General features: G+C 56.0%; 24 protein-coding genes. 15 read left to right on the top strand and 9 right to left on the bottom strand.

Going from position 1 to position 23,473, the window contains the following annotated elements:
- Positions 1–886 precede the first annotated feature (886 nt).
- Together N879_RS13005 and N879_RS13010 are read left to right on the top strand one after the other, a co-directional pair.
- Positions 887–1,681 (top strand): uracil-DNA glycosylase, encoded by a 795-nt coding sequence (locus tag N879_RS13005; protein WP_021447086.1) that lies wholly within the window; start codon positions 887–889, stop codon positions 1,679–1,681.
- Between the two features lie 30 nt (positions 1,682–1,711).
- Complete coding sequence (locus N879_RS13010; protein WP_021447087.1) at positions 1,712–2,065, top strand: hypothetical protein; 354 nt, start codon at positions 1,712–1,714, stop codon at positions 2,063–2,065.
- 221 nt (positions 2,066–2,286) lie between these two features.
- Here N879_RS13010 and lipA read toward each other — a convergent pair whose 3' ends face one another.
- A complete protein-coding gene (lipA, locus tag N879_RS13015; protein ID WP_021447088.1) occupies positions 2,287–3,291 on the bottom strand; it encodes a lipoyl synthase in 1,005 nt (334 codons plus the stop codon).
- A 199-nt stretch (positions 3,292–3,490) separates the two neighbouring features.
- Here lipA and N879_RS13020 point away from each other — a divergent pair, with 199 nt between their 5' ends.
- Positions 3,491–4,282 (top strand): enoyl-CoA hydratase, encoded by a 792-nt coding sequence (locus N879_RS13020; protein ID WP_009460106.1) that lies wholly within the window; start codon positions 3,491–3,493, stop codon positions 4,280–4,282.
- A 72-nt stretch (positions 4,283–4,354) separates the two neighbouring features.
- On the opposite strand, the gene lipB is transcribed toward N879_RS13020, so the two are convergent.
- From lipB to N879_RS13045, 5 genes are all read right to left on the bottom strand, one after another.
- Positions 4,355–5,017, bottom strand: coding sequence for a lipoyl(octanoyl) transferase LipB (gene lipB, locus N879_RS13025; protein WP_009460107.1), 663 nt, complete (start codon positions 5,015–5,017; stop codon positions 4,355–4,357).
- Positions 5,018–5,035: 18 nt separating this feature from the next.
- A complete protein-coding gene (locus N879_RS13030; protein ID WP_009460108.1) occupies positions 5,036–5,308 on the bottom strand; it encodes a DUF493 family protein in 273 nt (90 codons plus the stop codon).
- Positions 5,305–6,177 (bottom strand): D-amino acid aminotransferase, encoded by an 873-nt coding sequence (locus N879_RS13035; RefSeq protein ID WP_009460109.1) that lies wholly within the window; start codon positions 6,175–6,177, stop codon positions 5,305–5,307. Before N879_RS13035 ends, N879_RS13030 begins: the two co-directional genes overlap by 4 nt.
- Positions 6,178–6,201: 24 nt before the next feature.
- A complete protein-coding gene (locus N879_RS13040) occupies positions 6,202–7,431 on the bottom strand; it encodes a D-alanyl-D-alanine carboxypeptidase family protein (RefSeq protein ID WP_031232789.1) in 1,230 nt (409 codons plus the stop codon).
- A 125-nt stretch (positions 7,432–7,556) separates the two neighbouring features.
- On the bottom strand, positions 7,557–8,207 hold the full coding sequence (locus N879_RS13045; protein WP_021447090.1) for an alpha/beta hydrolase: 651 nt from the start codon (positions 8,205–8,207) through the stop codon (positions 7,557–7,559).
- Between the two features lie 57 nt (positions 8,208–8,264).
- Between N879_RS13045 and N879_RS13050 the strand changes: the two genes are divergently transcribed.
- The 4 genes from N879_RS13050 to N879_RS13065 all read left to right on the top strand — a co-directional run bounded on the left by N879_RS13050 (position 8,265) and on the right by N879_RS13065 (position 11,647).
- Positions 8,265–9,134 (top strand): biotin--[acetyl-CoA-carboxylase] ligase, encoded by an 870-nt coding sequence (locus tag N879_RS13050; protein ID WP_009460113.1) that lies wholly within the window; start codon positions 8,265–8,267, stop codon positions 9,132–9,134.
- Between the two features lie 38 nt (positions 9,135–9,172).
- Positions 9,173–10,009 (top strand): type III pantothenate kinase, encoded by an 837-nt coding sequence (locus tag N879_RS13055; protein ID WP_009460114.1) that lies wholly within the window; start codon positions 9,173–9,175, stop codon positions 10,007–10,009.
- Between the two features lie 343 nt (positions 10,010–10,352).
- Positions 10,353–11,183 carry a UTP--glucose-1-phosphate uridylyltransferase GalU gene (gene galU, locus N879_RS13060; RefSeq protein WP_009460115.1) on the top strand — a complete coding sequence of 277 codons (831 nt, stop codon included), beginning with the start codon at positions 10,353–10,355 and terminating at the stop codon, positions 11,181–11,183.
- 254 nt (positions 11,184–11,437) lie between these two features.
- Entirely contained in the window at positions 11,438–11,647 is a 210-nt protein-coding gene (locus tag N879_RS13065) for a cold-shock protein (RefSeq protein ID WP_026483779.1), read from the top strand.
- Between the two features lie 155 nt (positions 11,648–11,802).
- Here the strand turns inward: N879_RS13065 and N879_RS13070 are convergent, their stop codons facing one another.
- Both N879_RS13070 and waaC read right to left on the bottom strand, forming a co-directional pair.
- Positions 11,803–13,128 carry a 3-deoxy-D-manno-octulosonic acid transferase gene (locus N879_RS13070; RefSeq protein WP_009460116.1) on the bottom strand — a complete coding sequence of 442 codons (1,326 nt, stop codon included), beginning with the start codon at positions 13,126–13,128 and terminating at the stop codon, positions 11,803–11,805.
- A 185-nt stretch (positions 13,129–13,313) separates the two neighbouring features.
- A complete protein-coding gene (gene waaC / locus N879_RS13075; RefSeq protein WP_009460117.1) occupies positions 13,314–14,315 on the bottom strand; it encodes a lipopolysaccharide heptosyltransferase I in 1,002 nt (333 codons plus the stop codon).
- A 124-nt stretch (positions 14,316–14,439) separates the two neighbouring features.
- Here waaC and N879_RS13080 point away from each other — a divergent pair, with 124 nt between their 5' ends.
- The 8 genes from N879_RS13080 to N879_RS13115 all read left to right on the top strand — a co-directional run bounded on the left by N879_RS13080 (position 14,440) and on the right by N879_RS13115 (position 22,514).
- Positions 14,440–15,339, top strand: coding sequence for a LysR family transcriptional regulator (locus N879_RS13080; protein ID WP_009460118.1), 900 nt, complete (start codon positions 14,440–14,442; stop codon positions 15,337–15,339).
- A gap of 98 nt (positions 15,340–15,437) precedes the next feature.
- Complete coding sequence (locus N879_RS13085) at positions 15,438–16,241, top strand: putative hydro-lyase (protein ID WP_031232790.1); 804 nt, start codon at positions 15,438–15,440, stop codon at positions 16,239–16,241.
- Positions 16,242–16,354: 113 nt separating this feature from the next.
- Complete coding sequence (locus N879_RS13090; protein WP_009460120.1) at positions 16,355–17,401, top strand: TRAP transporter substrate-binding protein; 1,047 nt, start codon at positions 16,355–16,357, stop codon at positions 17,399–17,401.
- A gap of 91 nt (positions 17,402–17,492) precedes the next feature.
- On the top strand, positions 17,493–18,113 hold the full coding sequence (locus N879_RS13095) for a TRAP transporter small permease subunit (RefSeq protein ID WP_009460121.1): 621 nt from the start codon (positions 17,493–17,495) through the stop codon (positions 18,111–18,113).
- Entirely contained in the window at positions 18,110–19,393 is a 1,284-nt protein-coding gene (locus N879_RS13100; protein WP_009460122.1) for a TRAP transporter large permease, read from the top strand. The genes N879_RS13095 and N879_RS13100 overlap by 4 nt, the downstream gene beginning before the upstream one ends.
- Before the next feature lie 33 nt (positions 19,394–19,426).
- Positions 19,427–20,110: a DUF2848 domain-containing protein gene (locus N879_RS13105; RefSeq protein ID WP_009460123.1), complete on the top strand. Its 684-nt coding sequence runs from the start codon at positions 19,427–19,429 to the stop codon at positions 20,108–20,110.
- A 42-nt stretch (positions 20,111–20,152) separates the two neighbouring features.
- Positions 20,153–21,508, top strand: a complete 1,356-nt coding sequence (locus N879_RS13110; protein WP_021447092.1) for an amidase — start codon at positions 20,153–20,155, stop codon at positions 21,506–21,508.
- Between the two features lie 70 nt (positions 21,509–21,578).
- A complete protein-coding gene (locus N879_RS13115; protein WP_021447093.1) occupies positions 21,579–22,514 on the top strand; it encodes a DMT family transporter in 936 nt (311 codons plus the stop codon).
- 16 nt (positions 22,515–22,530) lie between these two features.
- Here the strand turns inward: N879_RS13115 and fmt are convergent, their stop codons facing one another.
- Positions 22,531–23,472: a methionyl-tRNA formyltransferase gene (fmt, locus tag N879_RS13120; protein ID WP_009460126.1), complete on the bottom strand. Its 942-nt coding sequence runs from the start codon at positions 23,470–23,472 to the stop codon at positions 22,531–22,533.
- Position 23,473: the final 1 nt, after the last annotated feature.

The raw sequence follows: 23,473 nt of genomic DNA on the forward strand, positions 1-23,473 counted from the left end.
TTAACTATCCAACTTCACAAACAAGGGTAAATTTTCAAAACCGTTTCAACCTGCAAAACCGCTTAAAAACTTAACGTTGCGTTCTCTGGAGCAGAACCTAGAACTTTAACACAGAATTTTCTGATTTGTCAAGCTCCGGGTTTTACACCCTGTCAGTTTCCTGACCAGCCATTCAAGCTTCGGTGCGGGCCTCTTGGCCAAGGCGGTGAAACTTGTCTAACTGCTCTCTGTAGCGCTTCAGGGAAAACCCTGTGTGTGCTGCAGCGAGAAAAGAACTATAGCACGAGGATTTTCCGCTTTGCAAGTTTTTTACCTCAACATTGCATGTAAAAGAGGCGTTTTACAGTGATTTCCCACTTAGATCATTGTTATATATGACAAAACTTAAATGAAACCAAATGATACTCAAATGACTATATCTCGTTTATAGCTGGAGAGACACCAGAACTGGCAGGTGAAACGCCAGGATGCCCCATCGCAGAACAGGTCGATTCCAGGCTTTTTCTCTCCAGCTCAGCATCGATTCTCTTGTTTCGCGCTGAACTCCCGCCCGAAACGTATTTTCGCGGACAGACAGACAGACAGACAGACAGACAGACAGACAGACAGACAGACAGACAGACAGACAGAAAAGATAAGAATGCAGTTGCAATCCTGGGGAAGGCTACACAAAGACCCGGCTATCACCATGGGCCGCTAATCTAGAACCTGGTCTACAACACTCTATATATAGAGCGCCGGTCATCCCTCTATATATAGAGGCATACCAATCGCCCTACTTTTGACCGACAAACCCCTCTCTATATAGAGACACCCCATCCAGGCAGATAGGTAAGCCACATCTCCCCTATTACAATAGGCGGACAAATAACTCTGTATGCAGACTATGGCCCGCTCATCTTCTCAAGCCCCTGCGGCACAGCTCAGCCTGATTGGCGAAGAAATACTCTCCGGCAATCTCCTGACCGAGAACATCCTGAATCAAATTGCCCGCCTTCCCAGCGACTGGCGTGCAACATTGGATCGCCCGGAGCTGCAAGACATATTGGCAACTCTGGCCAAGTGGTTGGACAAGGAGTGCCAGGATGGCGCCTCTATTTACCCGGCCGCCCCTTTCCGCGCACTGGAACTGCTGCCATTGCAGAAAGTCAGCGTCGTGATTCTGGGCCAGGACCCTTATCACGGTCCCAATCAGGCGCAGGGTTTGTCATTTTCCGTGCCTGACACTTGCCCGGCCCCACCCAGTCTGCGCAATATCTTTAAAGAGCTGGAGCTGGAATATCCCGACACCACCTTGCCAAGCAGTCATGATCTGAGCAACTGGGGTCGACAAGGTGTCTTGCTATTGAATACATCACTGACTGTAGAAGATGGTTTGCCTGCCTCTCACGCCAAGAAAGGTTGGGAGCAGATTACTGACTCCCTGCTGATGAACCTGGCCCAGCAGACTACACGCCCTATTGTTTATATGTTGTGGGGTGCTCACGCCCAAGCCAAAGAAGCACTGATTCAGCAGCACTCCCAGCATCCTTACCTGATTTTGAAGGCCAATCACCCTTCCCCCTTGGCTGCTCGCCGCCCCCCTGTTCCTTTTATTGGCTGTGGTCATTTCCAGCAAGCCAATGAGTGGCTCAAAGAGCAAGGCGTCACTCCCATACAATGGTTTGCCACCGGCGCTTGACCATCCGTTCCCCTTACCTGATCCAGAACCATGCCTTTAAGCCCTGCCAATCCAGAATTAAGCTCTCAAGAACAACATGCTCTTTGGTCGAACGAACTGCTCGAACAATATGGCTGGCAATTTCAGGGAGAAACGCCATTTGCCGTCCCCTTAAGCAGCCTGCCCTTGCTGGATGAATTGTTCAAGTTTGTGAACGAGACCATCAAGGACTCTTTTGATCGCTCTTTATTCTGCTGGACTGATCTCAAACAAGACAGCAAAGGTCTGACGGCCTGGTATCTGGGCGTCGAAGATTACGACGAAGTGCTGGAGCCTTATATAGAGAGCTTGTCTACCAAGGCTCTGGCCCAGAGTGATGCAGTAGAAAGCCCACCGTCCGAATAAATAGACACCGGCAAGCATTGATACAGGCAGCCAGGGATACAGGCAGCCAGGGATACATGCCCCAAAAACCGCTAACGGCTCGCTGGCTGTCCTGGAACCTGTAAAAAACAGGCAGACGCGGATCAACAACACCGGAAAACCCGGAAGTCATAAAAAACCCGGCGCCAAGGCCGGGTTCTTCAAATAAAAGCCAAGTCTTACAAAGACCTGCTCTCTTATCTTTAAGGTTGCACACCTGCTGCATGCGCCTGCTGGTCTGCATGATAGGACGAACGCACCATGGCACCAACCGCCGCATGGGTAAAGCCCATTGCATAGGCCTCGCGCTCAAACATCAAGAATTCATCAGGCGTCACGTAGCGCATCACGGGCAAGTGGTGGCCGGATGGCTGCAAATACTGGCCAATGGTCAGCATATCAATATCGTGAGCACGCATATCGCGCATCACTTCCAGAATCTCTTCGTTGGTCTCACCCAAGCCAACCATCAAACCAGATTTGGTTGGAATGTTTGGATGCAACTTCTTGAACTCTTGCAACAGTTTCAAGGAGTGGTGGTAATCCGAACCAGGACGCGCCTGCTTGTACAAGCGAGGTACCGTTTCCAGGTTGTGGTTCATCACATCTGGAGGGCAGGCATTCAGGATCCCCAACGCACGGTCCAGACGTGCACGGAAGTCCGGCACCAGCACTTCAATGGTCGTAGTTGGCGAATGCTCGCGCACCTGACGGATACATTCCACAAAGTGGGCAGCGCCACCATCACGCAAATCGTCACGGTCTACGGAGGTAATAACCACGTAGGACAACTTCATGGCACCAATGGCCTTGGCCAGGTTGGCGGGTTCATTCTCGTCCAGCGGGTCAGGACGGCCATGGCCAACATCACAGAATGGGCAACGACGTGTGCACTTGTCGCCCATGATCATGAAGGTGGCCGTGCCCTTGCCAAAACACTCCCCGATATTGGGACAGGAGGCTTCTTCGCACACCGAGAACAGCTTGTGCTCGCGCAGAGTTTCCTTGATCTCGTAGAAACGGGAATTCGGTGCAGCCGCCTTCACCCGAATCCAATCAGGCTTTTTCAAACGCTCTGCCTGCACGACCTTAATGGGAATGCGCGAGGTCTTGGCCTCGGCCTTCTGCTTTTGCGTTGCGTCGTATTCGACAACGCGAGGGCGCACAGTAGGTTTGGAATCGACGGACGTATCTGTAGGGGTGGTCATAGGCGTCTAAATAGAAAAACAGCGTGCGGGCAACATCACTAAACGATGGGCGCAGTGGTCAATTGTAGCCCCTTCGCTTTACAAGCGCCTAGAACAAGGGCGATAGTTTGCACCAGACCCCTCTAATATAGAGGTCGACTTAACGATGCAGCAACACCCGAAAATAAAACCTGCACATACTATAAGTACGGAGACTTGCATGTCACAAGAGCACCTCGCCGATCCCGTCCTGCTGGAACAGCATCAGGGACTGGCCCGCATCACCTTGAACCGGCCCGCCAAGTACAACGCGCTGTCTGAAGAAGTGTTGGACTCTTTACAACACATTCTGGACAAGCTGGCCCAGGACCCCAGCTTGCAGTGCGTCATCATTCAGGCGGAAGGCAAGGCCTTTTGTGCCGGGCACGATCTGAAACAGATGCGCTCCAAACCCGAACACGACTATTACCGTGATCTGTTCAGCCGCTGCAGCCGCGTCATGCAAGGTGTGCTGGCCTTGCCCGTGCCGGTGATTGCTCGTGTGCAAGGGCTGGCCACCGCAGCGGGCTGTCAGCTGGTTGCTACCTGCGATATGGCTGTTGCCACCGAGTCCACTCGCTTTGCAGTATCAGGCATTAATGTTGGTCTTTTCTGCTCCACCCCTGCTGTTGCCCTGTCACGCTGCGTGCCACCCAAGGCCGCCATGGAAATGTTGATGACTGGCGAATTCATCAGCGCCCAACGAGCTCAAGAGCTGGGGCTGATCAATTACGCGGTAGCCGAAGACCAGCTGGATCAAACCGTACAGAAACTGGCCGACAGCATCATGGCCAAGAGTCCGGTCGCCGTCCGCGCAGGCAAGGCCATGTTCTACCGCCAGCGCAGCCTGGCTATTGAACAAGCCTACGACTACGCCGGTCAGGTCATGGCTGACAATATGATGAGCAATGATGCCTGCGAAGGTATTGATGCTTTTATCGAGAAACGCGCGCCGCACTGGAGCGGAACCTGAGGCGGCACTTGACGAATAAATAACAATATAAAGATGAGCGCCGCCACATGCGGCGCTTTATCGCTGCACTATTTAAGCTGCCGCTGCCTGTAGGCGCAGAGCCATCGCTTGCGATAGATAATTAGACAAATACTGTGCAACCTCGTCCATGGGGACCACGACGCCTTGCGAACGCATATCCGTTGTTTGCAGCCCTTCATAGCCACAGGGATTGATACCGCTAAATGGGCTTAGATCCATGCCTATATTCAAGGCCAGTCCATGGTAAGAGCGGCCATTGCGAATCTTGATCCCCAATGCGGAAATCTTGGCCAAATCCTGGCTTGCCACCCCTTGCGGTACATAGACACCCGGTGCCCCTGGCTTGCAGCAAGCCCCTTCGACACCAAAATGCGTCAGACAGGCAATAACAGCCTCTTCCAAAAGGCGTACGTATTCTTTGACGTACAGGCCTACCCGGCGCAGATCAAACAGGCAGTACACCATTAACTGCCCAGGGCCGTGATAGGTAATCTGCCCGCCCCGGTCGGTTTGCACCACGGGGATGCCACCGGGGTTCAGCAGATGTTCCGGCTTGCCGGCTTGCCCTTGAGTGTAGACAGGCGTGTGCTCGACAAGCCAGATTTCATCAGCAGTCTCTGGCCCGCGCTGCTCGGTAAAGTCGCGCATTGCCTGCCAGATGGGTTCATAGGCGCTAGGCCGCTCAAACCACTTGATACGAACTGAGTCGGACATGAACGCCTGATCCCTGCTTTACATCACCACACGCACCAGATGATGCGCATGCAGGGCACGGTAAAGGTTATCCAACTGCTCACGCGAGACAGCGCGCACCGTGAAAGTCAGGCCCGTGTAGTTGCCTGCCTTGCTGGGACGCACCTCAATGGTGGCAGCGTCAAAACCTGGATCGTGTTCCAGCACGATAGCCAGCAATTCGTCTTGCAGGGTTTCGTGAGTCTGTCCCATGACTTTGATAGGAAAGTCACTGGGGTATTCGATCAACGATTCTTCGGGGGAAATTGTCATGCTTGCTCCGCAGCCTTGATGGCCTTGTCATAGCCCTCACGTAATTTGGCAAAGACAGGGCCGGGTCGTCCGTCACCGACGGGCTGACCGTTAAATACAACGATGGGCAGCACCTCTTTGGTGGCTGACGTCATCATAATTTCATCGGCAGTGTCGACCTCTTCACGAGAGATCTGACGCGCCTGAAAAGCTATACCCGCCTGGGCGGCCAGCTCTTCCATCAAACTGTAGCGAATCCCTTCCAGGATCAAATTGTTGCGCATGGGTGCCAGCAAAGTGCCGTCGCGCACAATCCAGATATTGCAGGAGGCCCCTTCGGTCAGAAAACCGTCTCTGAACTGAATGACCTCGTCCACGCCGGCTTCAACCGCCTGCTGCTTGGCCAACACATTGCCCAGCAGAGAAACGGATTTTATATCGCAACGCAGCCAGCGTTCATCTTCAATAGCCACTGCCTTCAAACCCGTTTCGCGTTCTTGCTGCACACGCTTGAAGGGCGAGACCATGATGAAGATGCTGGGCGGCACATTGCTGGGGAAGGCATGGTCGCGCTTGGCAACACCGCGCGTCACCTGAATGTAGACCATGCAGTCGGCACCCCGGCCTGAACGTGCCAGCATATCCAGCACCAGCTTTTCCCACTCACGTCGAGTGAAAGGATTGGTAATGCCCACTTTTGCCAGACTGCGCTCCAAGCGCCCCAGGTGTCCATCTATACGGAAAGGTTTCCCGTGATAAGCAGGCACGACATCATAAATGCCGTCGCCAAAGATGAAGCCACGATCCAGTACCGAGATCTTCGCTTCGCCCAGGCGCACGAAATCGCCGTTCAAATAAACAATGCTGTCGGGGTCAATGCCTGCAATCATAGGGTTCAGCCTCGCACCAATGAATTACTCAAACATCAAGCGCACTTTGTCAGCCATACGACCGAAAAAGCCTGCCTCGGGCACATCTTGCAGCACCAGCAAAGGCTGTTCTGCCAATACTTTGCCATCCAGGGACAAAGTCAGTGTACCGACCTTGTCACCCTTGCTCAACGGAGCCAGCAAGGGCTGGGTATAGTTGGCGACAGGCTTGATTTCCGAAGACTTGCCGCGCGGAACCGTCAGCCACAAGGCTCCTTCTGTACCCAGGCCTACATTCTCGACCTCACCTTCCCAAACACGGGCGGTAACAGCAGGATTGCTGGCGTCGTACAACTTCACGGTTTCGAAGTTCTGGAAGCTCCAGTTCAGAAGCTTCAAGCTGTTTTCTGTACGAGCGGCGTCATTTGCCGTGCCCACCACAACCGACACTACGCGACGGCCATCGCGCAAGGCGGTCGACACCAGGCAGTAACCGGCCGATTGGGTGTGGCCGGTTTTCAGACCGTCAACCGTGTTATCCAGCCACAGCAGGCGGTTACGGTTGGGCTGCTTGATATTGTTATAGGTGTACTCTTTCTGGCTGTAGTAGTGCAGGTACTGAGGAAAGCGGGCAACCAGCGCAGCGGACAACACGCCCAGATCACGTACCGAGGTCAGATGCTCGGGATCAGGCAAGCCGGTGGAGTTCTTGAAATGCGTAGCCGTCAAACCCAGCTTGGCGGCTTCTTCGTTCATCAAGGCGGCAAAAGCACCTTCGCTACCCGCAACGGCTTCGGCCAAGGCAACAGAGGCGTCATTACCCGATTGCACGATCACGCCTTGCAGCAGATCATTCACGGCCACTTGCGAATTAACTTTCACGAACATGCGCGAACCTTCGGTGCGCCATGCCTTGTCCGAAATCACAACGGTCTGATCCAGCTTCAGGCGACCGGATTCCAAAGCATCAAAGACCAGATAGGCCGTCATCAGCTTGGTCAGGGAGGCAGGCTCGACCTGTTCGTTCAGCCCTTCTGCCGCGATGATCTGGCCACTATTAACGTCCATGGACAACCAGGCACGTGCCGTCAGGCTAGGTGCGGGTACAACAGACAAATCACCTGGCAAGGCAGGCGTCTGAGCGCCAAGCACTTGAGCCGATTCTGTCGGGTTAGGGGTTTGAGTCTGTGCCTGAGCCACCATAGGCAGCGCCAGGGCAAGTGCCACCACACAACGAGAGAGGACTGGAGATGCAAATTTTTGAATAGAAGTCATGGAAAAAATCGATTGCTTTGACAGTGGCGGAAAGAACCCATTATGGCAGAGCCATCTGGGCCTGTGAGGGGCAAGGCCCCTGAGTCTGAACAGGAAAACGCAACGCTTTGAAAGCAAAACCCGGCTTAGGTTCCAAGCCCGGCCAAATGACGGCTGACCAACTCACGCAGCTGAATCAGCTTGCCATGAAAAAAGTGGCCGGCCTCTGGCAGCACAACCATGGGCAACTGATGCTCACGCGCAAAGTCCATGCCTTCCGACAAGGGAACGACATCGTCGGTTTCACCGTGCACTAGCAAGGTATCGGCAGGAGGGCTGACATCCCGGAAGCGGAAGCGGTTGACCGCAGTACCAGTCAGGATGAAGGCGCCGGGCAAAGGTGCCTGGGCTTCCTGCAGGCTGGCATACACTTGAGCAGCGACTGCAGTGCCAAATGAAAACCCGGCCAACATGGATGGGCCGGAACTCCACTGCGGGAAATGTGATGGGAATTGCTCAATCAAAGCCAGCATATCGGCAGTTTCGCCGCGGCTGCTATCGAACTCCCCGGCAGACTTTCCGACACCACGGAAATCCGGGCGTACTGCCAGCAAACCATGTTGAGTGGCACTGCGCGACAAGGTTGTCACCACTTTGTTGTTACGTGCCCCACCATGCAAAGGGTGAGGATGCAGCAACAAGGCCCAACCCTTGGGCTCGCCCGCTGGCCAGTCCAGAGCACAGTCAATAACACCGGCCTGGCCGGAAAATTGGATTGTATCTACGCGTTCAGACATGCTCAGATCAAATATCACATAAGATTACGTTTAACTCATCCAGTGTACCGGATTGTCATGAATACCTCTTCTGCATTCACCCTACCCAGCCCGCGCGATATGGTGGCAGAGCTGCGTACGCGCTTGCCACATTTTCCCCAGATACGCTGGGTAGACTCGACCGAATCGACCAACGCCGACTTGCTTGCCCTGGCTCGTCAGGAATCCGGGCCGCGTGTGCGTCCCTGGTTGCTGGGCGCACATCTGCAAAGTCGTGGTCGTGGGCGTGCCGGACGCACATGGGAGAACAGCGTCGGTGCAAACCTGATGTTTTCCTGTGCCTTTGATATTTTTCTGCCTGCGCGGCAGCTGCCTACTCTTTCGCCGCTGTCCGGTCTGGCAACAACGGAAGCACTGCGCCAGTTTCTGGAACCGGCAGTGCGTAATCGTCTGGCCATGAAATGGCCGAATGACGTGCTATGGGATCAGGCCAAGCTGTCCGGCATTCTGGTTGAGGCGACCCGCGCCAGTGCAGCGCCCAGCTCCAGTGACCATCATGTGGTGATTATCGGCATAGGCCTGAACCTGCGTGAGGCAGAGACCATCAGCCAGAACACGCAACGCGCCATTGCAGACTGGACCAGCATTGCTGAGCACTCCCAGCAAGCATCTCTGGCACGCTGTTCGGACCTTGTGGCCAAAGTCGCGCAAAGCCTGTACCTGAGCCTGAACCATGTCACAGCCCACGGTTTTGCTGATCTGCCTACACGCTACGCGCAAGTTGACGCACTAATTGGCCAGCAAGTCCATATTATTGACAATGGCCAAGTCCTGCATACAGGCATCGTGACGGGCATCAATACCTCGGGGCAATTATTATTGCGCCACCCCGATGGTTCCGAACGTGCGGTCACAGTGGGCGAAGTTTCCGTTCGCGCTCACCGCTGATCGCTATACTGCACCCTTTTTAGCTCTAACGATCCGGCATGACCCTGCTCATCGACTCTGGCAACACCCGTATCAAACTAGGGTGGTGTCATCCTTTAAGCGGCGCGCGCGAAAGCCAGCCGGTTAGCGTGCATGCCGACCAATTGGATCAATTGGCGGTTTGGCTGGAGGCAGGCCAGGCCCCGCTGCAAGAATTCGCCCAACAAAAAGGTGTACAAGCACTAGGGGTGAATGTGGCCGGGCCACAGGTCCAAGCGCAAATTGATGCAGCCGTCAGCCGTCTGGGCTTGGGCTCGGTACGCTGGTTGCAGGCCCAAGAGCAGGCTTTTGGGCTGCACAACGATTATGAACAGGCTGGCCAATTGGGTGCCGACCGTTGGGCCTCCTTATTAGGGTTAAGCGATTTGCTAACCCAGGAATACCCGGTCGACCAAGGCGCCTTGCTGATCAGCTTTGGTACTGCTACCACGATTGACTTGCTGGGACCTGCACAAAATGGAGTGCGTCACTTTTTAGGTGGCTCCATTCTGCCCGGTCCCAGCTTGATGCTGGCTTCACTCAAGCAAAATACGGCGCAGCTTCCTGAGGCGTATGGGCAAACTGCGGCGTTCCCACGAAATACTCAAGAAGCTATCAGTACCGGGGTGGCTGCCGCACAGGCTGGAGCCGTGTTGCGACAATGGGAGAAAGGCCGTCAGCATCTGGGACACAGCCCATTGGTCTTTCTGGCGGGCGGTGGCCGCGCACTGGCCCAGCAAGAACTGTTAGAACAATTAAGTCACCATTGCCGTTTGCTCAATATAGAGCCCCCCCATCTACACGAGCTGGAAACTCCTGCCTTGCGGGGTCTGTCGCTGTTTGCGGCGCACCCGTAAGTCGATTCGAGCTTATAACCGTCCCTCTGCCCCCTCTTGCCTGTGAACTGCCGGTGACCCATAGATACGATTGGCATTAAAACGGATGAACTTAAACTCCCCTACCCGTACAATCTTGGGTTGAACTGTATTTTTCAGGGCATTTGCGATGCGACTGCTTTTCATACTGATCCTGGTGGCAAACCTTGCCTTGCTGGCTTTTGGACAAGGCTTTTTTGGCACGCCCCCCAGCGAACAAGGCCGTGAGCCTAGACAGTTTTCGCAGCGTAACCAAGATGCCATTCAACTTGGAACCCCGGCCCATCCAACGCCGGCTTCCCCTTGATCCTCGATTGACGACACTATGAAACCCATACGCAAAGCAGTTTTCCCCGTCGCCGGTCTAGGCACACGTTTTCTGCCCGCCACCAAGGCCATGCCCAAGGAAATGTTGCCAATTGTCGACAAACCACTGATTCAGTACGCTGTCGAAGAGGCTGTCGCCGCTGGAGTCACAGAACTGATCTTTATCACTGGCCGCAACAAGCGAGCCATTGAAGATCACTTTGACAGCATCCCGGAACTGGAACACGAACTGGAAGGCAAGAACAAGCTGGAATTGCTGGATGCCGTTCAAAACATCATTCCCAGCCATGTCAGCTGTATTTACACCCGCCAGCCACGCGCGCTGGGTCTGGGCCATGCCGTGCTGTGCGCTGCACCCATCGTGGGCAACGAGCCCTTCCTGGTCCTGCTGGCGGACGACCTGATCGACGCCACCACACCTGTATCGCGGCAACTGGTTGAGGCTGCGCATCAATACAACGGAAGTATTGTGGCAACTCAAAATGTAAATAGAAATGAAACAAATAAATATGGAATTGTTTCGGGTAATTTAGTCGACTCAAAAGCAACTCGACTTAATGGAATTATTGAAAAGCCCGCACCCGAAGTAGCCCCTTCTACACAAGCCGTTGTAGGCCGTTATGTATTGGAAGCGGAAATATTTGACCACCTGCGACGCACTCAAGCAGGGGTAGGTGGAGAGATTCAATTAACGGATGGAATTGCCAGTCTTTTGGAAAGTCGTGCGGTATATGCATATGAATATGAAGGCACACGTTACGACTGTGGTAGCAAGTCCGGTTTCTTTCATGCTACGCTTGAATTTGGTCGTAAATACCACGGACTTTAACGAGGGGCGCAGAGGGGTCCGTTACGATAACAAGCTTGGTTGCAATTGTTGATCAAACACTGCCTTAAAACCACGCAGAGGGTCGATTTAGCTTGACTTACAGGTTAAATACCCCCTACGATTGGCGGTGCAGGATTTCAAGTTCGTCGAAGTTTGTTCAATACGGTATTGTTTCTAATACTCATTGCCCTGATTTTTACATCTTGACAATCTTTTTTGAGCAGATTGCTCGTCATTTTTAGGGAATGCAGGAAATGCAAACAGAAACCGGTATCGTGAAATGGTTCAATAACGAAAAAGGCTACGGCTTTATCTCCCCCGACAACGGTGGCAAAGATCTTTTCGTTCACCATTCCGACATCTTGGGCACGGGCTTTAAATCCTTGGAAGAAAACCAGCGCGTTTCGTACGTGTCGGCTGAAGGCCAAAAGGGTCCACAAGCTAAGAGCATCCAAAAACTGTAAATCGATCTCGATTAGTTTTTAGATCTCAAAAAAGCCCGCTAAATGCGGGCTTTTTTATTTAACTTGATCCAAATCAAGACGAGCTGCCCTCAAATCGCCACAAATTCCAAAACGCGTAAAACTAAATACTTATTAGCTAATAAACAGCTACGTATTTAATCGCGGATTTGTGCCAATCCAGAAAGTACACGCTGCACTGCGCCTTCGTGCATTTGAACCCAATGCAAACCCGCATCAGCCATTTTGTGATGGCGTGCTGGATCATCTACTAGCTCCAGTGCCTGCTGCAACGCCAAGGCTGGCGTACCCGCACGTATCGCAGCGCCGGCCTGCATGGCATCTTGCATGGCTTGGGCAAAATTATGAGTATGCGGGCCCACAATCACAGGGACACCCACTGCGCAGGCCTCGATAAAGTTCTGCCCGCCCAAGGGCTGGAAGCTGCCCGCCACAATGGCGACTCGTGCCAGGCCGTAATACCAGTGCATTTCACCTAGGGTGTCGCCCAGCAGCACATCCACTTCACGACAAGCCTTGAGAGCACTGGTGCTGGTATCGCCCTGCTCCAGCAACTCGCTACGCCGCACGGAACGCAAACCTAGCTGATTCAGATAATCTGCCGCTTCTTCAAACCGCTCCGGGTGACGTGGAATCACAACAAACAGGACTGGGCTATGCAGCTCGCTACCATGCTCTCGTTCACGGCGCAGGTAATGGGCAATGGCATCAATGAAATCGACATGCTCAGTCTCGCGCGTACTGGCGATCACCACCACACGCCGTCCCAGGTCACTGGCAAAGCCACGGCCACGTGCAATCTTGTCCTGTGGCAAAACCACATCAAACTTCAGATTCCCTGACACGCGCACGCCTTGTGCGCCCGCCAACTCCAGCCGCTGTGCATCAGCCAGGCTTTGTGCATAGATCAACTTGAAGGAGCGGTAGGCCTCTCGCATGACCGAACCTGCTTTCAGGCTGGTACGCAATGCACTTTCCGAGAACCGGGCACTGGCCAACATCATGGGAACACCTTGCCGGCGTGCCGCAGCCAGTAGATTGGGCCATACCTCGCGTTCAATCAGCACCCCGGCACATGGCCGGTAATGGGCAAAAAAACGTCGTACCGAGCCCGGAAAGTCGTAGGGTAGCCATTGTTGCAGCAATTGCCCGCTGGCAATCTCAGCCGCAAACGCAGTCGCACCTTCTGTACGGCCCGTAACTGTCATATGGGTTAACAGGACCGTCTCACCCTGATCCAGCAAAGCACGAATCAAAGGCTGCGCCGCACGCGTTTCACCCAGGCTGACCGCATGCACCCACACCGGGGCTTTTCTGGGCGCAGGCAGCGAACCATAAAAACCAAAGCGGGCACCCGATAACACCTGCCATTCGCCACCAGCTCGACGGGCACGCAAGCCCATCCAGGCCATCAAGGCTGGAGCCAATATGCGAATAGAGGCGGTATAGAAGAATCGGTTCACCCGCTTAGCCTCAGTACGAAATCAGCAGCAGCCAAGCCACGCTCGGCGCTACCAGGAAGACGAATAGAAAATAATGTCAGGCAGACAAAGGGCCTGCGCCCAGGCGGGGCTGCAGGCCCCTTAGCATCGCGTATTGTAAGCACAAAGCCAGCTGACAAAAAAACGAATTGGCGATCAGACCCGAACTAGCCTTTTGGCGCGTCCAACAAGGCCGCCTCCGGCACGCCTGTCCGCCCCAGCGCCTGATCGATGGCACAGAGCACCGTTTCCGCTGAAGGAGGATGCCCACGCTCACCCAGGCTGGCGGTGTAGGCGGAACCTTCCAGGGGGGTACGCACAGGGGTCGAGGCTTTATAGATACCAATAGTAGGACGACCCAAACCGGCTGACAAATGCGTCAGACCACTGTCCAGACCCACCATGACTTGCGCTCCAGCCAATTGCAGAGCGATAGGCGTCAACTCCATTCGTGGCATCACCTGAGCCTGGCTGCGACCGACAATCAGCGCCTCGGCACGGGCAGACTCGGCAGGGCTGCCCGCCAACAAGCGCAGTGCCATCCCTTCCCCTTGCAGGCGATCAAAGACCTGTTGCCAGTTCTCCGGCTCCCAGAGCTTATCGTCGCGGCTGGCCGACGGCATGATGATGGCGTACGGATCCTCGTCCTTGGGGGCTTGCGCGGCCAAACCCTGCAAACCAAAATCAGGAGCGCCTTCAAACTGATAGCCAAAGGCAGACGCGGCCAAGCTGCGCTGACGGAACACAGCAGGCTGCCAGAAACCGACGCGATGACGCACATCGTAGAACAGCGAGGCCAGGGGTTCACGCGCCGACTTCCAATCCAGCCCATGACGACAGCCTTTAGTCTGCCGTACCAGCCAGATGGATTTCATCAGCGCCTGCATATCCAGCACAACATCGTATTGGCGTGATTGCAGTTGTTCGCGCAAGGCGGCGCGTTCCTGGCGTGTATGGGCAGACCACCACTGTTTGCGCCAGCGCCGATGCGCCACCGGGATCACTTCATTTACTGCCGGATGCCAGCCCGGAATCTGAGCAAAGCTCTCTTCTACGAGCCAATCAATTTGTGCACCGGGCACATGGCGTGCAATGTCCGAGATTGCTGGCAGCATATGCACCAGATCTCCCAAAGAGGACGTACGCACAATCAGTATCTTGCAAGTCATGGGCGAATTATAGTGGTGGCCGCGTCCAATCAAACAAAGATGCAGAAAAATATCCGCCTGCTCTACTTATGCCCGCCAATTGCCATCAGGCATAATAAGACTGCCTATTTTCTGGACCGGAAACATGATTGATCTCAAACAGATCGAAGCCTTTGTATGGGTTGCCGAGCTTGGCGGTTTCCGGGCAGCTGCCGAAAAACTCAACACGACCCAACCGTCTATTTCTCAGCGTATCGCCGGACTGGAATCCAGTCTGGAGCTGCGCTTGTTTGATCGGGGTGCCCGGGGCATCAAGCTGACCGATAAAGGCCAGGAGTTGTTGTCGCACGCACAGCGCATGCTGGATCTGCGTACCGAGATGCTGCGCGCCGCCAAAGAGCAGAACGCCATCCGCGGCCTGCTGCGTCTGGGGGTGGCTGAAACCATTGTGCAGACCTGGCTGCATGAGCTGATCGACAAGCTGCATCAGGAATACCCGGCTTTGGTCATCGAGATTCATGTCGACACCACCAGCGTGCTGCGCCAGCAACTGGCCAGCTTCCAGATTGATATGGCCATGATTGTGGGCGTAGGCCAGGATCCCAAAGAACAATGCATTCGACTGTGCGCTTATCAGTTAGGCTGGGTCGCCAGTCCCGAATTGAAGTTGCATGGCCGCAAAGTCAGCGTTTCCGAGCTAGGGGTTTACCCTGTAATCACCTATCCATCCGGTAGCGTTCCCTACCTCGCCACACGCGAAGCTTTGCTGCGTGCCGGCGTCAAATCCCCACGTATTTTTGGCAGTGCATCGCTAAGCACAATCGTGCAAATGACGCGTCATGCCATGGGCCCCAGCGTGCTGGCTCCCGAGGTCATAAAAGACGAGCTTTCCGAGGGAAAACTGCGCCTTTTGAAGGTGGATCAACCCCTGCCGGCCATCGAATTTTTTGCCTGCTGGATGGATTCTCCGGACAGTCATATTGCCCGCGTCGTGGCCAATCACGCCCAAGAAATCGCCCAACAATACGTGCAGTCCGATAAGTAATCGTTATGGCCTAGGATTCAAACATACGATTGGACACAAATTATCTGATCGGTTGCAATCCGAGGCTGTGATCAACCCCCTTTGTGCGAGTGGTCATCATGAACCTGCAAACCCTGCCTGTGCTGGCGCCCGAGGCTGAAAAATGCCGCGAGCTGATCCGTCAAGAAACTCATACTGGTCCTACCGCAGGACTGGCCGCAGGCTATGTGCAGGCCAACCTGATGATTCTGCCCAAAGACTGGGCCGATGAGTTCCTGCTGTTTTGTCAGCGCAACCCCAAACCCTGCCCTTTATTAGCCGTGACGGAACCCGGTCAGTTTCAGGTGCCAACCTTGGGTGGCTCGATTGATCTGCGCACGGATTTCCCTCGTTACCGTGTCTGGCAGAACGGCGAGCTCAGCGCCGAGCCACTGAACATCGAAGATGTCTGGCGCGATGATCTGGTGTCCTTTCTGATTGGCTGCTCCTTCTCCTTTGAAGAAGCGCTGCTGGCCGACGGCATTGATGTACGCCATATCAGTGCGGGCGTGAATGTGCCCATGTATCGCAGCTCTATCCAGACCCAGGGCACACAGCGCCTGTCTGGCCCGCTGGTGGTATCGATGCGCCCCATGCGTGCGGCCGATGCCATTCGCGCCATTCAGATCACCTCGCGCTTTCCGTCCGTGCACGGTGCCCCGGTTCATATTGGCAATCCGTCCCTGATTGGAATCAGCGACCTGCAACAACCCGACTATGGCGATGCTGTGCCAGTCGGCTCCGACGAATTACCCGTTTTCTGGGCTTGCGGCGTTACCCCTCAAGCCGTCGCCGCCCAGGCCAAGCCGCAGCTTTGTATCACGCATGCCCCTGGCCATATGTTGATTACCGATCTGCCCAACACACGGCTGGCCGCGCTTTAAGCAAGTTTTGACCGACACAAAACCGGTCACCCCTTTGGTTTCAATATGCAGCCCCTTCAAACAGGGAGCGCACTCTATCAACCATACAGCTGAACCGCTATTAGGAGCACCTTATGAAAAAAATCGTACTGACCTCCCTGGCTTTGGGCTCGCTGGCCCTGGGCTCTGCTGCCATGGCCCAGGAACTGCCCAAGACTTCTTTGAAAGTTGTCGGTGGCTTGAGCAACCTGACCGCCTACCAGAACACCGAGCAGCCCTTCTGGACCAAGAAAGTACCTGAGCTGTCCGGCGGCCAGATCACGGCCGATATCAAGGGCTTTAACGACATGGGCCTGAAAGGTCCTGAAATCATGCGCTTGATCAGCCAAGGTGTGATTCCTTTCGGTACCGCCACCCTGGCTTACTTTGCCAGCGACAACTCCATTAACGAGGCGATCGACCTGGCTGGTCTGGCTCCCGATATTGAAGTGGCCAAGAAGCTGACCGACGCGTTCACTCCCGCCTACGAACAGTTCTACGCCAAGAGCAACGTCAAGGTTCTGGGCTTTTCCACCTACCCTGCCCAAGTTCTGTTTTGCAATGGCAACTTCAATGGCCTGAGCGACCTGAAAGGCAAGAAGGTGCGTACCAGCAGCCGTACTCAGGCTGAATTCGTTCAGGCTCTGGGCGGCAACAGCGTGACCATCCCATTCGGTGAAGTGGTTCCCGCACTGCAAAACGGCGTGGTCGATTGCGCCATTACCGGCTCCATGTCCGGTTACTCGGCCAAATGGTACGAAGTCAGCTCCAAGCTGTACGAAATGCCAATCAACTGGAACCAGCAGATTCACGCTGCCAACCTGGGCACCTGGAACAAGCTGGACCCCAAAGTTCAAGAGTTCCTGGCCAGCAACATCAAGGCCATGACCGAAGAAATCTGGGTTGCCGCTGCCAAGGAAACACAGGAAGGCTATGACTGCAACACGGGCGCCGACGCTTGCACGCAGCCCGTCAAAGGCAAGATGACTCTGGTCAAGCCTACCGACGCTGACCGTGAACTGCTCAAGAAAGTCATGAGCGAGACCGTGGTTCCCAAGTGGGCCGAGCGTAGCGCCGCCGACACCGTGGCTGCATTCAACACCAGCCTGAGCCCGATCCTGGGCTTCGAAGCCAAGAAGTAAATCTGTACGTCCTGCCTGCCACCAGACTCACGGTGGCAGGCTGCCTGTACCCCAGGCCCCTCCCTCCTAGACCCTGTACGGGGTAGACATCATGGAAAATACCGAAAAATTCGCCATGCTGAACCGTTTGCTGTCCGCCGCCACATCCCTGTCGCGCGTCGCCATCTGGTTCGCAGGCAGCCTGACATTGATCAGCGCCCTCTACATCACCGCGGACGTCCTGTTCCGCAAATTCAGTGGCAGCTCTCTGGGCGGCTCGGATGAACTGTCCGGCTATGCCTTTGCCATCAGCATTTCCTGGGCACTGTCCTTTGCCACCCTGCAACGGGCCAATATCCGTATCGACGCCATCTATCAGCACCTGCCTGTTCGTCTGGCTGCCCTGCTGGACTGGATTGCTCTGGTGGCCCTGTCTGTTTTCATTGTCTACCTGACCTTGTACGCCACCGACGTGGCCGGCCTGTCCTGGACCAACCAGTCCACCGCCAACACCGCCATGGGCACTCCCTTGTGGATTCCCCAGTTCCTGTGGGTGGGCGGCCTGATCTGGTTATGCGTCGTTCTGGCCTTGATGCTGCTGCGCTCCAGCCTGGCCCTGATTACAGGTGACCTGGCCGGTATCCAATCCCTGTGCGGTATCCGCAGCACCCAGGAAGAAGCCTCTGAAGAAGCCGAGGCTGGCAAACGCATGGTGCAAGGAGACGCCAAATGATTACAACCGCACTGACTCTCTTGCTCGTTCTGATCGGACTGAGCATTCCCGTGGGCGCTGCCCTGGGTGTTTTGGGCCTGATTCTGGACCCGCTGTACTCCATGCTGCCCCTGACCGGCGCATTGGGTGAAATTTCCTGGGGCACCAGCAACGAATTCCTGCTGGTGGCCATTCCCCTGTTCATCATGCTGGGCGAGATCCTGCTGCGCTCGGGCATGGCTGAACGTATGTACAACGCCATGAGCCTGTGGCTGTCCTGGCTGCCCGGCGGCCTGATGCACGCCAACATTGGTGCCAGCGCCCTGTTTGCCGCCACCTCCGGTTCCAGCGTGGCCACTGCTGCCACCGTGGGCACCGTGGCCCTGCCGCAAATCAAGAAACAAGGCTATAACGAGCCTCTGTTCCTGGGTAGTCTGGCCGCTGGCGGTACCTTGGGCATTCTGATTCCGCCTTCGATCAACCTGGTGATCTACGGCGTACTGACCAACACTTCGGTGCCCAAGCTGTACCTGGCCGGCATCATCCCCGGTTTGGGCATGGCCTTGCTGTTCATGTTGGCAATTGCTGCTGCATGTATGGTCAAACCCAAATGGGGCGGTGCGAAGATCAAGGCCTCCTGGGGCCAGCGTTTTGCCAGCCTGGTGCACCTGGTTCCACCACTGGGCATTTTCCTGCTGGTCGTGGGCTCGATTTACGCCGGTGTTGCCACCCCAACCGAGGCTGCTGCCCTGGGTGTGGTCGGTGCTCTGATTCTGGCTGCCTTCTCGGGCCGTATGAGCTGGAACATGATCAAGGAAGTGCTGGAAGGCACCATGAAAGCCACCGCCATGATCATGCTGATCGTGATCGGTTCGGCCTTCCTGAACTTTGTCATGTCCGCCACTGGCCTGACCAATGCGCTGACCGACGCCATCACGGGCCTGGGTGTCTCGCCCATGGTCATGTTGATGATCATCGTGGTGTTCTACCTGGTGCTGGGCTGCTTCATGGAAACCCTGTCCATGATGATCACCACCATCCCTATCGTGGCTCCCATCATGATCGCCCTGGGCTTTGATCCGGTGTGGCTGGGTATTGCCATCATCATTCTGGTGGAAGTGGCGCTGATCACTCCGCCGGTTGGTCTGAACCTGTTTGTGGTCCAGAGCCTGCGCAAGAGCGGCAGCATGAATGACGTCATGATGGGCAGCCTGCCCTTTGTGATCATGCTGCTGGCCATGGTGGGCCTGCTGGCTATCTTCCCGGATCTGGCTTTGTGGCTGCCACGCCTGTTCGGTTAATCCCAATCTGTCTTTGAGTAAACGAGTACTGCTATGCGTTTGACCTTTGAACTGGCCCAGGCCACCCACACTGAAATCATCGAAGCTGATTTGCAGCACTGCATCGTGGCCGGCTGGGCTGGCCGCGATCTGGCTGCCATCGAGCACCATATTGAAGAGCTGGCCGAACTGGGCGTACCGCGCCCTAGCTCGGTGCCTTTGTACTACCGCATCGCCGCCAACCAGATGATCCAGGATGCCGACATCCAGGTCGTGGGCTCCGGTTCGTCCGGCGAGACCGAAGTGTTTGTGTTCAACCACCAGGGCCGCCTGCTGGTCAGCCTGGCCTCGGACCACACGGACCGCGTACTGGAAGCCCACAGCGTGGCCCTGTCCAAGCAGATCTGCGCCAAGCCCGTTGCTCGCGAAGCCTGGTTGTTCAGCGACGTGGCCGACTACTGGGACGAGCTGATCATCCGCGCCTACATTCAGGAAGACGGCAAGGAAGTTCTGTACCAGGACGGTCCCTTGTCCACCCTGAAGAACCCGCTGGAGCTGATCGAAGGCTACTTCCAGTCCACCACCATGCCTGAAGGCTTTGGCATGACCTGCGGTACCGTGGGTGCCATTGGTGGCATTCGCCCTGCTACCCAGTTCACCATGGAACTGTATGACCCCCGCCGCGAACGCAGCATCCGTCATACCTACGTAACCGAAATCCTGCCTGAAGTAGCCTAAACTGGCCCAGCCCGCCCCACCCATTTATTTTGCGAGTGACCCATGCTAGCGACTATTACCGAACTGCAACGTGCTCTTGATCGTGGCGAAACCACCTCGGTCGAACTGACCCAGCAAGCCCTGGACCGTATCCAGGACGAAAGCCGTGACGGCGCTGCCACGTTCATCGAAGTGTTTGCTGAACAGGCTCTGGCCGCCGCCAAAGCCTCCGACATTTTGCGCGCCGCCGGTTTGAGCCGCTCGCTGGTTGAAGGTCTGCCCATGTCGGTCAAGAACCTGCATGACATCGCGGGCTGCATCACTCTGGGTGGGTCGGCTGTACTGAAAGACGCCGAACCGGCCGAACAGAACGCCACCATTGTGGAGCGCCTGCTGCGCGCCGGTGCCATTCTGATCGGCTCCACCAATATGACCGAGTTTGCCTTCTCCGGTCTGGGCATCAACCCCCACTACGGTACGCCTCGTTCCGTTTGGGACCGTGACAATGCCCGCATCCCGGGTGGTTCGTCCTCCGGCGCCGGCGTGGCCGTCGCTCAAGGCATGTCGGTTTTCTCCATTGGTACCGACACGGGCGGCTCCATCCGTATTCCTTCGGCCTTTAACGGCCTGACCGGTTTCAAACCCACCGCCGAGCGCGTTCCCAGCGAAGGCACCATGCCTTTGTCGCGCAGCCTGGACTCCAATGGCCCTCTGGCTGCCTCGGTAGAGTGTTGTGCCATTGTGGACTCCATCCTGACCGATCAGCCTTATGTGCCCGTGGCAACACCTGCCCTGGACACCTTGCGTCTGGCTGTGCCCAAGACCTTTGTGTTTGACGGCATTGATGAAACCGTGCGCGCCGCCTTTGACCGTGCCATCGCCCTGCTGCGTGAGCAAGGCGCTGTGGTTGAGGAAATCAACTTGCCCGAGTTTGACCAACTGCCGCAGATCAACCGCAAAGGCGGTTTTGTCTGCGCCGAAGCCTGGTCCGTGCACCGCGACACCCTGCAAAGCAAGGGCGAGCAATACGACCCACGCGTGGCTTCCCGCATTCTGCGCGGCAAGGACATCGATTGCGCCGACTACATCGAACTGCAAGACACCCGCCAGGCCTGGATCAGCGCGGTGGAAAGCCGTCTGGAGCGCTACGACGCCGTCCTGATGCCTACCGTGCCCGTTGTCGCTCCCCGCATTGCCGATCTGAAAGAGTCGGACGAAGTCTACTTCGCCACTAACGGCCTGGTCCTGCGCAACCCCACCCTGATCAACTTCCTGGACGGCTGCGCCCTGTCGCTGCCTTGCCATGCCGCTGATGAAGCCCCTGTGGGCCTGATGGTGGCAGCTCCTGCCTACCACGACGAACATCTGCTGGCAGTAGGTTCAGCAATCGAACGGGTATTACCCCTGCGCAAACGCTAATCCAGTAAGATTTACGTTCCTTCCAGGACGGCCATCCGGCCGTCCTTGTGCTTTTCGTCAGGAGCCTGTCATGAGCACACCCCAGTCCTCCTCCTTGCCCCAGACCATGACGCCCACGGTCTTTCCCTTGGCGGGGGTGCTCATTCTGATTCTGTCTTCCTGGGCCCTGTCGGGTCTGGATGCCAGCGGAAAATGGATCATGGGCTTTGGTGTGCCCCTGCTGGTGATGTGCTGGTTTCGCTACGTCGTCCACCTGGGACTGGTGCTGGCGCTGGTCTTGCCGGTCAAGGGCCGAAAGATCCTGCGCAGCTCCCGCCCCAAAGCACAAATTTTGCGTGGCACAGTGATGATGCTGTCCACCTTCTCGTTTTTCAACGCCTTGAGCTATCTGCCTCAAGCCGAAGCCACCTCCATCAACTTTCTGGCCCCTTTGCTGGTGCTGTCTGTTGCCCCCTGGATTCTGAAAGAGCCACCGCGCATCAGTCGCTGGGTAGCTGCCGGAGTCGGCTTTCTGGGCGTGCTGATCATCATCCGACCTACCGCTGGCCTGCACCCAATAGGGGTGATGTTTGGCTTGATGACCGCCTGTCTGTTCGCCACGCAATTTATCGCAACACGTCGCGTGGCCGTGGACAATTCGCTGACCACCCTGATCTGGAGCGGTGCAGTCGGCAGCATCTGCCTGACCATTGCCTTACCCTTTTTACTGCCCGCCGCCCTGCCTGCCTTAAAAGAGCTGAGCTTTTTCCAATGGTTGATTCTGATTTCGACCGGACTGTGGGGTTGTCTGGGCCATCTGCTGCAAATACAGGCCTATCAACGCGCCTCGGCGTCTTTGCTGGCCCCGTTTGTGTATCTGCAAATTGTGGCCGCAGCCGCGCTGGGATGGCTGATCTGGGGTCAGTTCCCGGATGTCTTTACCTGGATCGGGATTGCCGTGGTGTGTACCAGCGGCATTGTGATTGGGACTCTGGAGTGGCGGCGCCAGAACAGGTCTGGCGCCTGAGTCCAGGTGGCAAGGCTTAGCGAGACTGCCAGCCCTGCACAAAGACGGCGACGGGCTGACGCTTGGAACCGGCTTTTTGCAGCTCCAGCAAACGCAACACACCTTCACCGCAAGCCACGTCAATGCCTTGGGCACTGACGTTCAGAACCTGACCAGGTTCTGCTGAATGCTTCTGCTCTAGCGCCTGAGCGCGCCAAACCTTCACGGGCTGCTCCAAACCGGGCAGGGACAGGGTGGAGCCAGGCACTGGGTCAAACGCGCGAATACGGCGCTCCAGCTCCTTGGCCGGTTGGCCTAACTCCAGCACTGATTCGGCCTTGGACAGTTTCTCGGCGTAGGTCACGCCTTCTTCTGGCTGGGGAGTCGCCTGCAAGGTGCCATCACGCACTTGCTGCAAGGCTTCCAGCAAGGCCTGTGCACCTAGCTGCGCCAAATCGTCATGCAGGGTTGCGGCACTGTGATCATCACGAATCGCCAGCTCGCTGCGCACCAGCATATCGCCGGTATCCAGGCCTTCATCCATCTGCATGATGGTAATGCCCGTGGCCGCATCACCCGCCTGAATCGCACGCTGGATCGGTGCCGCACCGCGCCAACGAGGCAGGAGGCTGGCATGAATATTGAAGCAACCATAGCGCGGCAGCTCCAAAGTCCACTTGGGCAAAATCAGACCGTAGGCTGCCACCACCATCAGATCCGGCTGTAAATCCAGCAAGGTCTGGCGGGCCTGGGCTGCTTCCTCGGGATACTTGCCATCCAGACGCAAGCTGTGCGGCTGCAGCACCGGGATATTAGCGTTCACAGCGGCTTGCTTGACCGGGCTGGGACTGAGCTTCATGCCACGGCCAGCTGGACGGTCTGGCTGCGTCATGACCAAAGGAACATCAAAGCCCTGTGCTAACAGGGCTTCCAGGGCGATACGGGCAAAATCCGGAGTGCCGGCAAAAACAATACGCATG

Source organism: Alcaligenes sp. EGD-AK7 (assembly GCF_000465875.3).
Classification (GTDB): Bacteria; Pseudomonadota; Gammaproteobacteria; order Burkholderiales; family Burkholderiaceae_B; genus Alcaligenes; species Alcaligenes phenolicus.

Bases quoted from the DNA above. Each gene is read 5' to 3' on its own strand.
- N879_RS13005 (WP_021447086.1), top strand. From the start codon at position 887: ATGGCCCGCTCATCTTCTCAAGCCCCTGCGGCACAGCTCAGCCTGATT.
- N879_RS13010 (WP_021447087.1), top strand. From the start codon at position 1,712: ATGCCTTTAAGCCCTGCCAATCCAGAATTAAGCTCTCAAGAACAACAT.
- lipA (WP_021447088.1), bottom strand. From the start codon at position 3,291: ATGACCACCCCTACAGATACGTCCGTCGATTCCAAACCTACTGTGCGC.
- N879_RS13020 (WP_009460106.1), top strand. From the start codon at position 3,491: ATGTCACAAGAGCACCTCGCCGATCCCGTCCTGCTGGAACAGCATCAG.
- lipB (WP_009460107.1), bottom strand. From the start codon at position 5,017: ATGTCCGACTCAGTTCGTATCAAGTGGTTTGAGCGGCCTAGCGCCTAT.
- N879_RS13030 (WP_009460108.1), bottom strand. From the start codon at position 5,308: ATGACAATTTCCCCCGAAGAATCGTTGATCGAATACCCCAGTGACTTT.
- N879_RS13035 (WP_009460109.1), bottom strand. From the start codon at position 6,177: ATGATTGCAGGCATTGACCCCGACAGCATTGTTTATTTGAACGGCGAT.
- N879_RS13040 (WP_031232789.1), bottom strand. From the start codon at position 7,431: ATGACTTCTATTCAAAAATTTGCATCTCCAGTCCTCTCTCGTTGTGTG.
- N879_RS13045 (WP_021447090.1), bottom strand. From the start codon at position 8,207: ATGTCTGAACGCGTAGATACAATCCAATTTTCCGGCCAGGCCGGTGTT.
- N879_RS13050 (WP_009460113.1), top strand. From the start codon at position 8,265: ATGAATACCTCTTCTGCATTCACCCTACCCAGCCCGCGCGATATGGTG.
- N879_RS13055 (WP_009460114.1), top strand. From the start codon at position 9,173: ATGACCCTGCTCATCGACTCTGGCAACACCCGTATCAAACTAGGGTGG.
- galU (WP_009460115.1), top strand. From the start codon at position 10,353: ATGAAACCCATACGCAAAGCAGTTTTCCCCGTCGCCGGTCTAGGCACA.
- N879_RS13065 (WP_026483779.1), top strand. From the start codon at position 11,438: ATGCAAACAGAAACCGGTATCGTGAAATGGTTCAATAACGAAAAAGGC.
- waaC (WP_009460117.1), bottom strand. From the start codon at position 14,315: ATGACTTGCAAGATACTGATTGTGCGTACGTCCTCTTTGGGAGATCTG.
- N879_RS13080 (WP_009460118.1), top strand. From the start codon at position 14,440: ATGATTGATCTCAAACAGATCGAAGCCTTTGTATGGGTTGCCGAGCTT.
- N879_RS13085 (WP_031232790.1), top strand. From the start codon at position 15,438: ATGAACCTGCAAACCCTGCCTGTGCTGGCGCCCGAGGCTGAAAAATGC.
- N879_RS13090 (WP_009460120.1), top strand. From the start codon at position 16,355: ATGAAAAAAATCGTACTGACCTCCCTGGCTTTGGGCTCGCTGGCCCTG.
- N879_RS13095 (WP_009460121.1), top strand. From the start codon at position 17,493: ATGGAAAATACCGAAAAATTCGCCATGCTGAACCGTTTGCTGTCCGCC.
- N879_RS13100 (WP_009460122.1), top strand. From the start codon at position 18,110: ATGATTACAACCGCACTGACTCTCTTGCTCGTTCTGATCGGACTGAGC.
- N879_RS13105 (WP_009460123.1), top strand. From the start codon at position 19,427: ATGCGTTTGACCTTTGAACTGGCCCAGGCCACCCACACTGAAATCATC.
- N879_RS13110 (WP_021447092.1), top strand. From the start codon at position 20,153: ATGCTAGCGACTATTACCGAACTGCAACGTGCTCTTGATCGTGGCGAA.
- N879_RS13115 (WP_021447093.1), top strand. From the start codon at position 21,579: ATGAGCACACCCCAGTCCTCCTCCTTGCCCCAGACCATGACGCCCACG.
- fmt (WP_009460126.1), bottom strand. From the start codon at position 23,472: ATGCGTATTGTTTTTGCCGGCACTCCGGATTTTGCCCGTATCGCCCTG.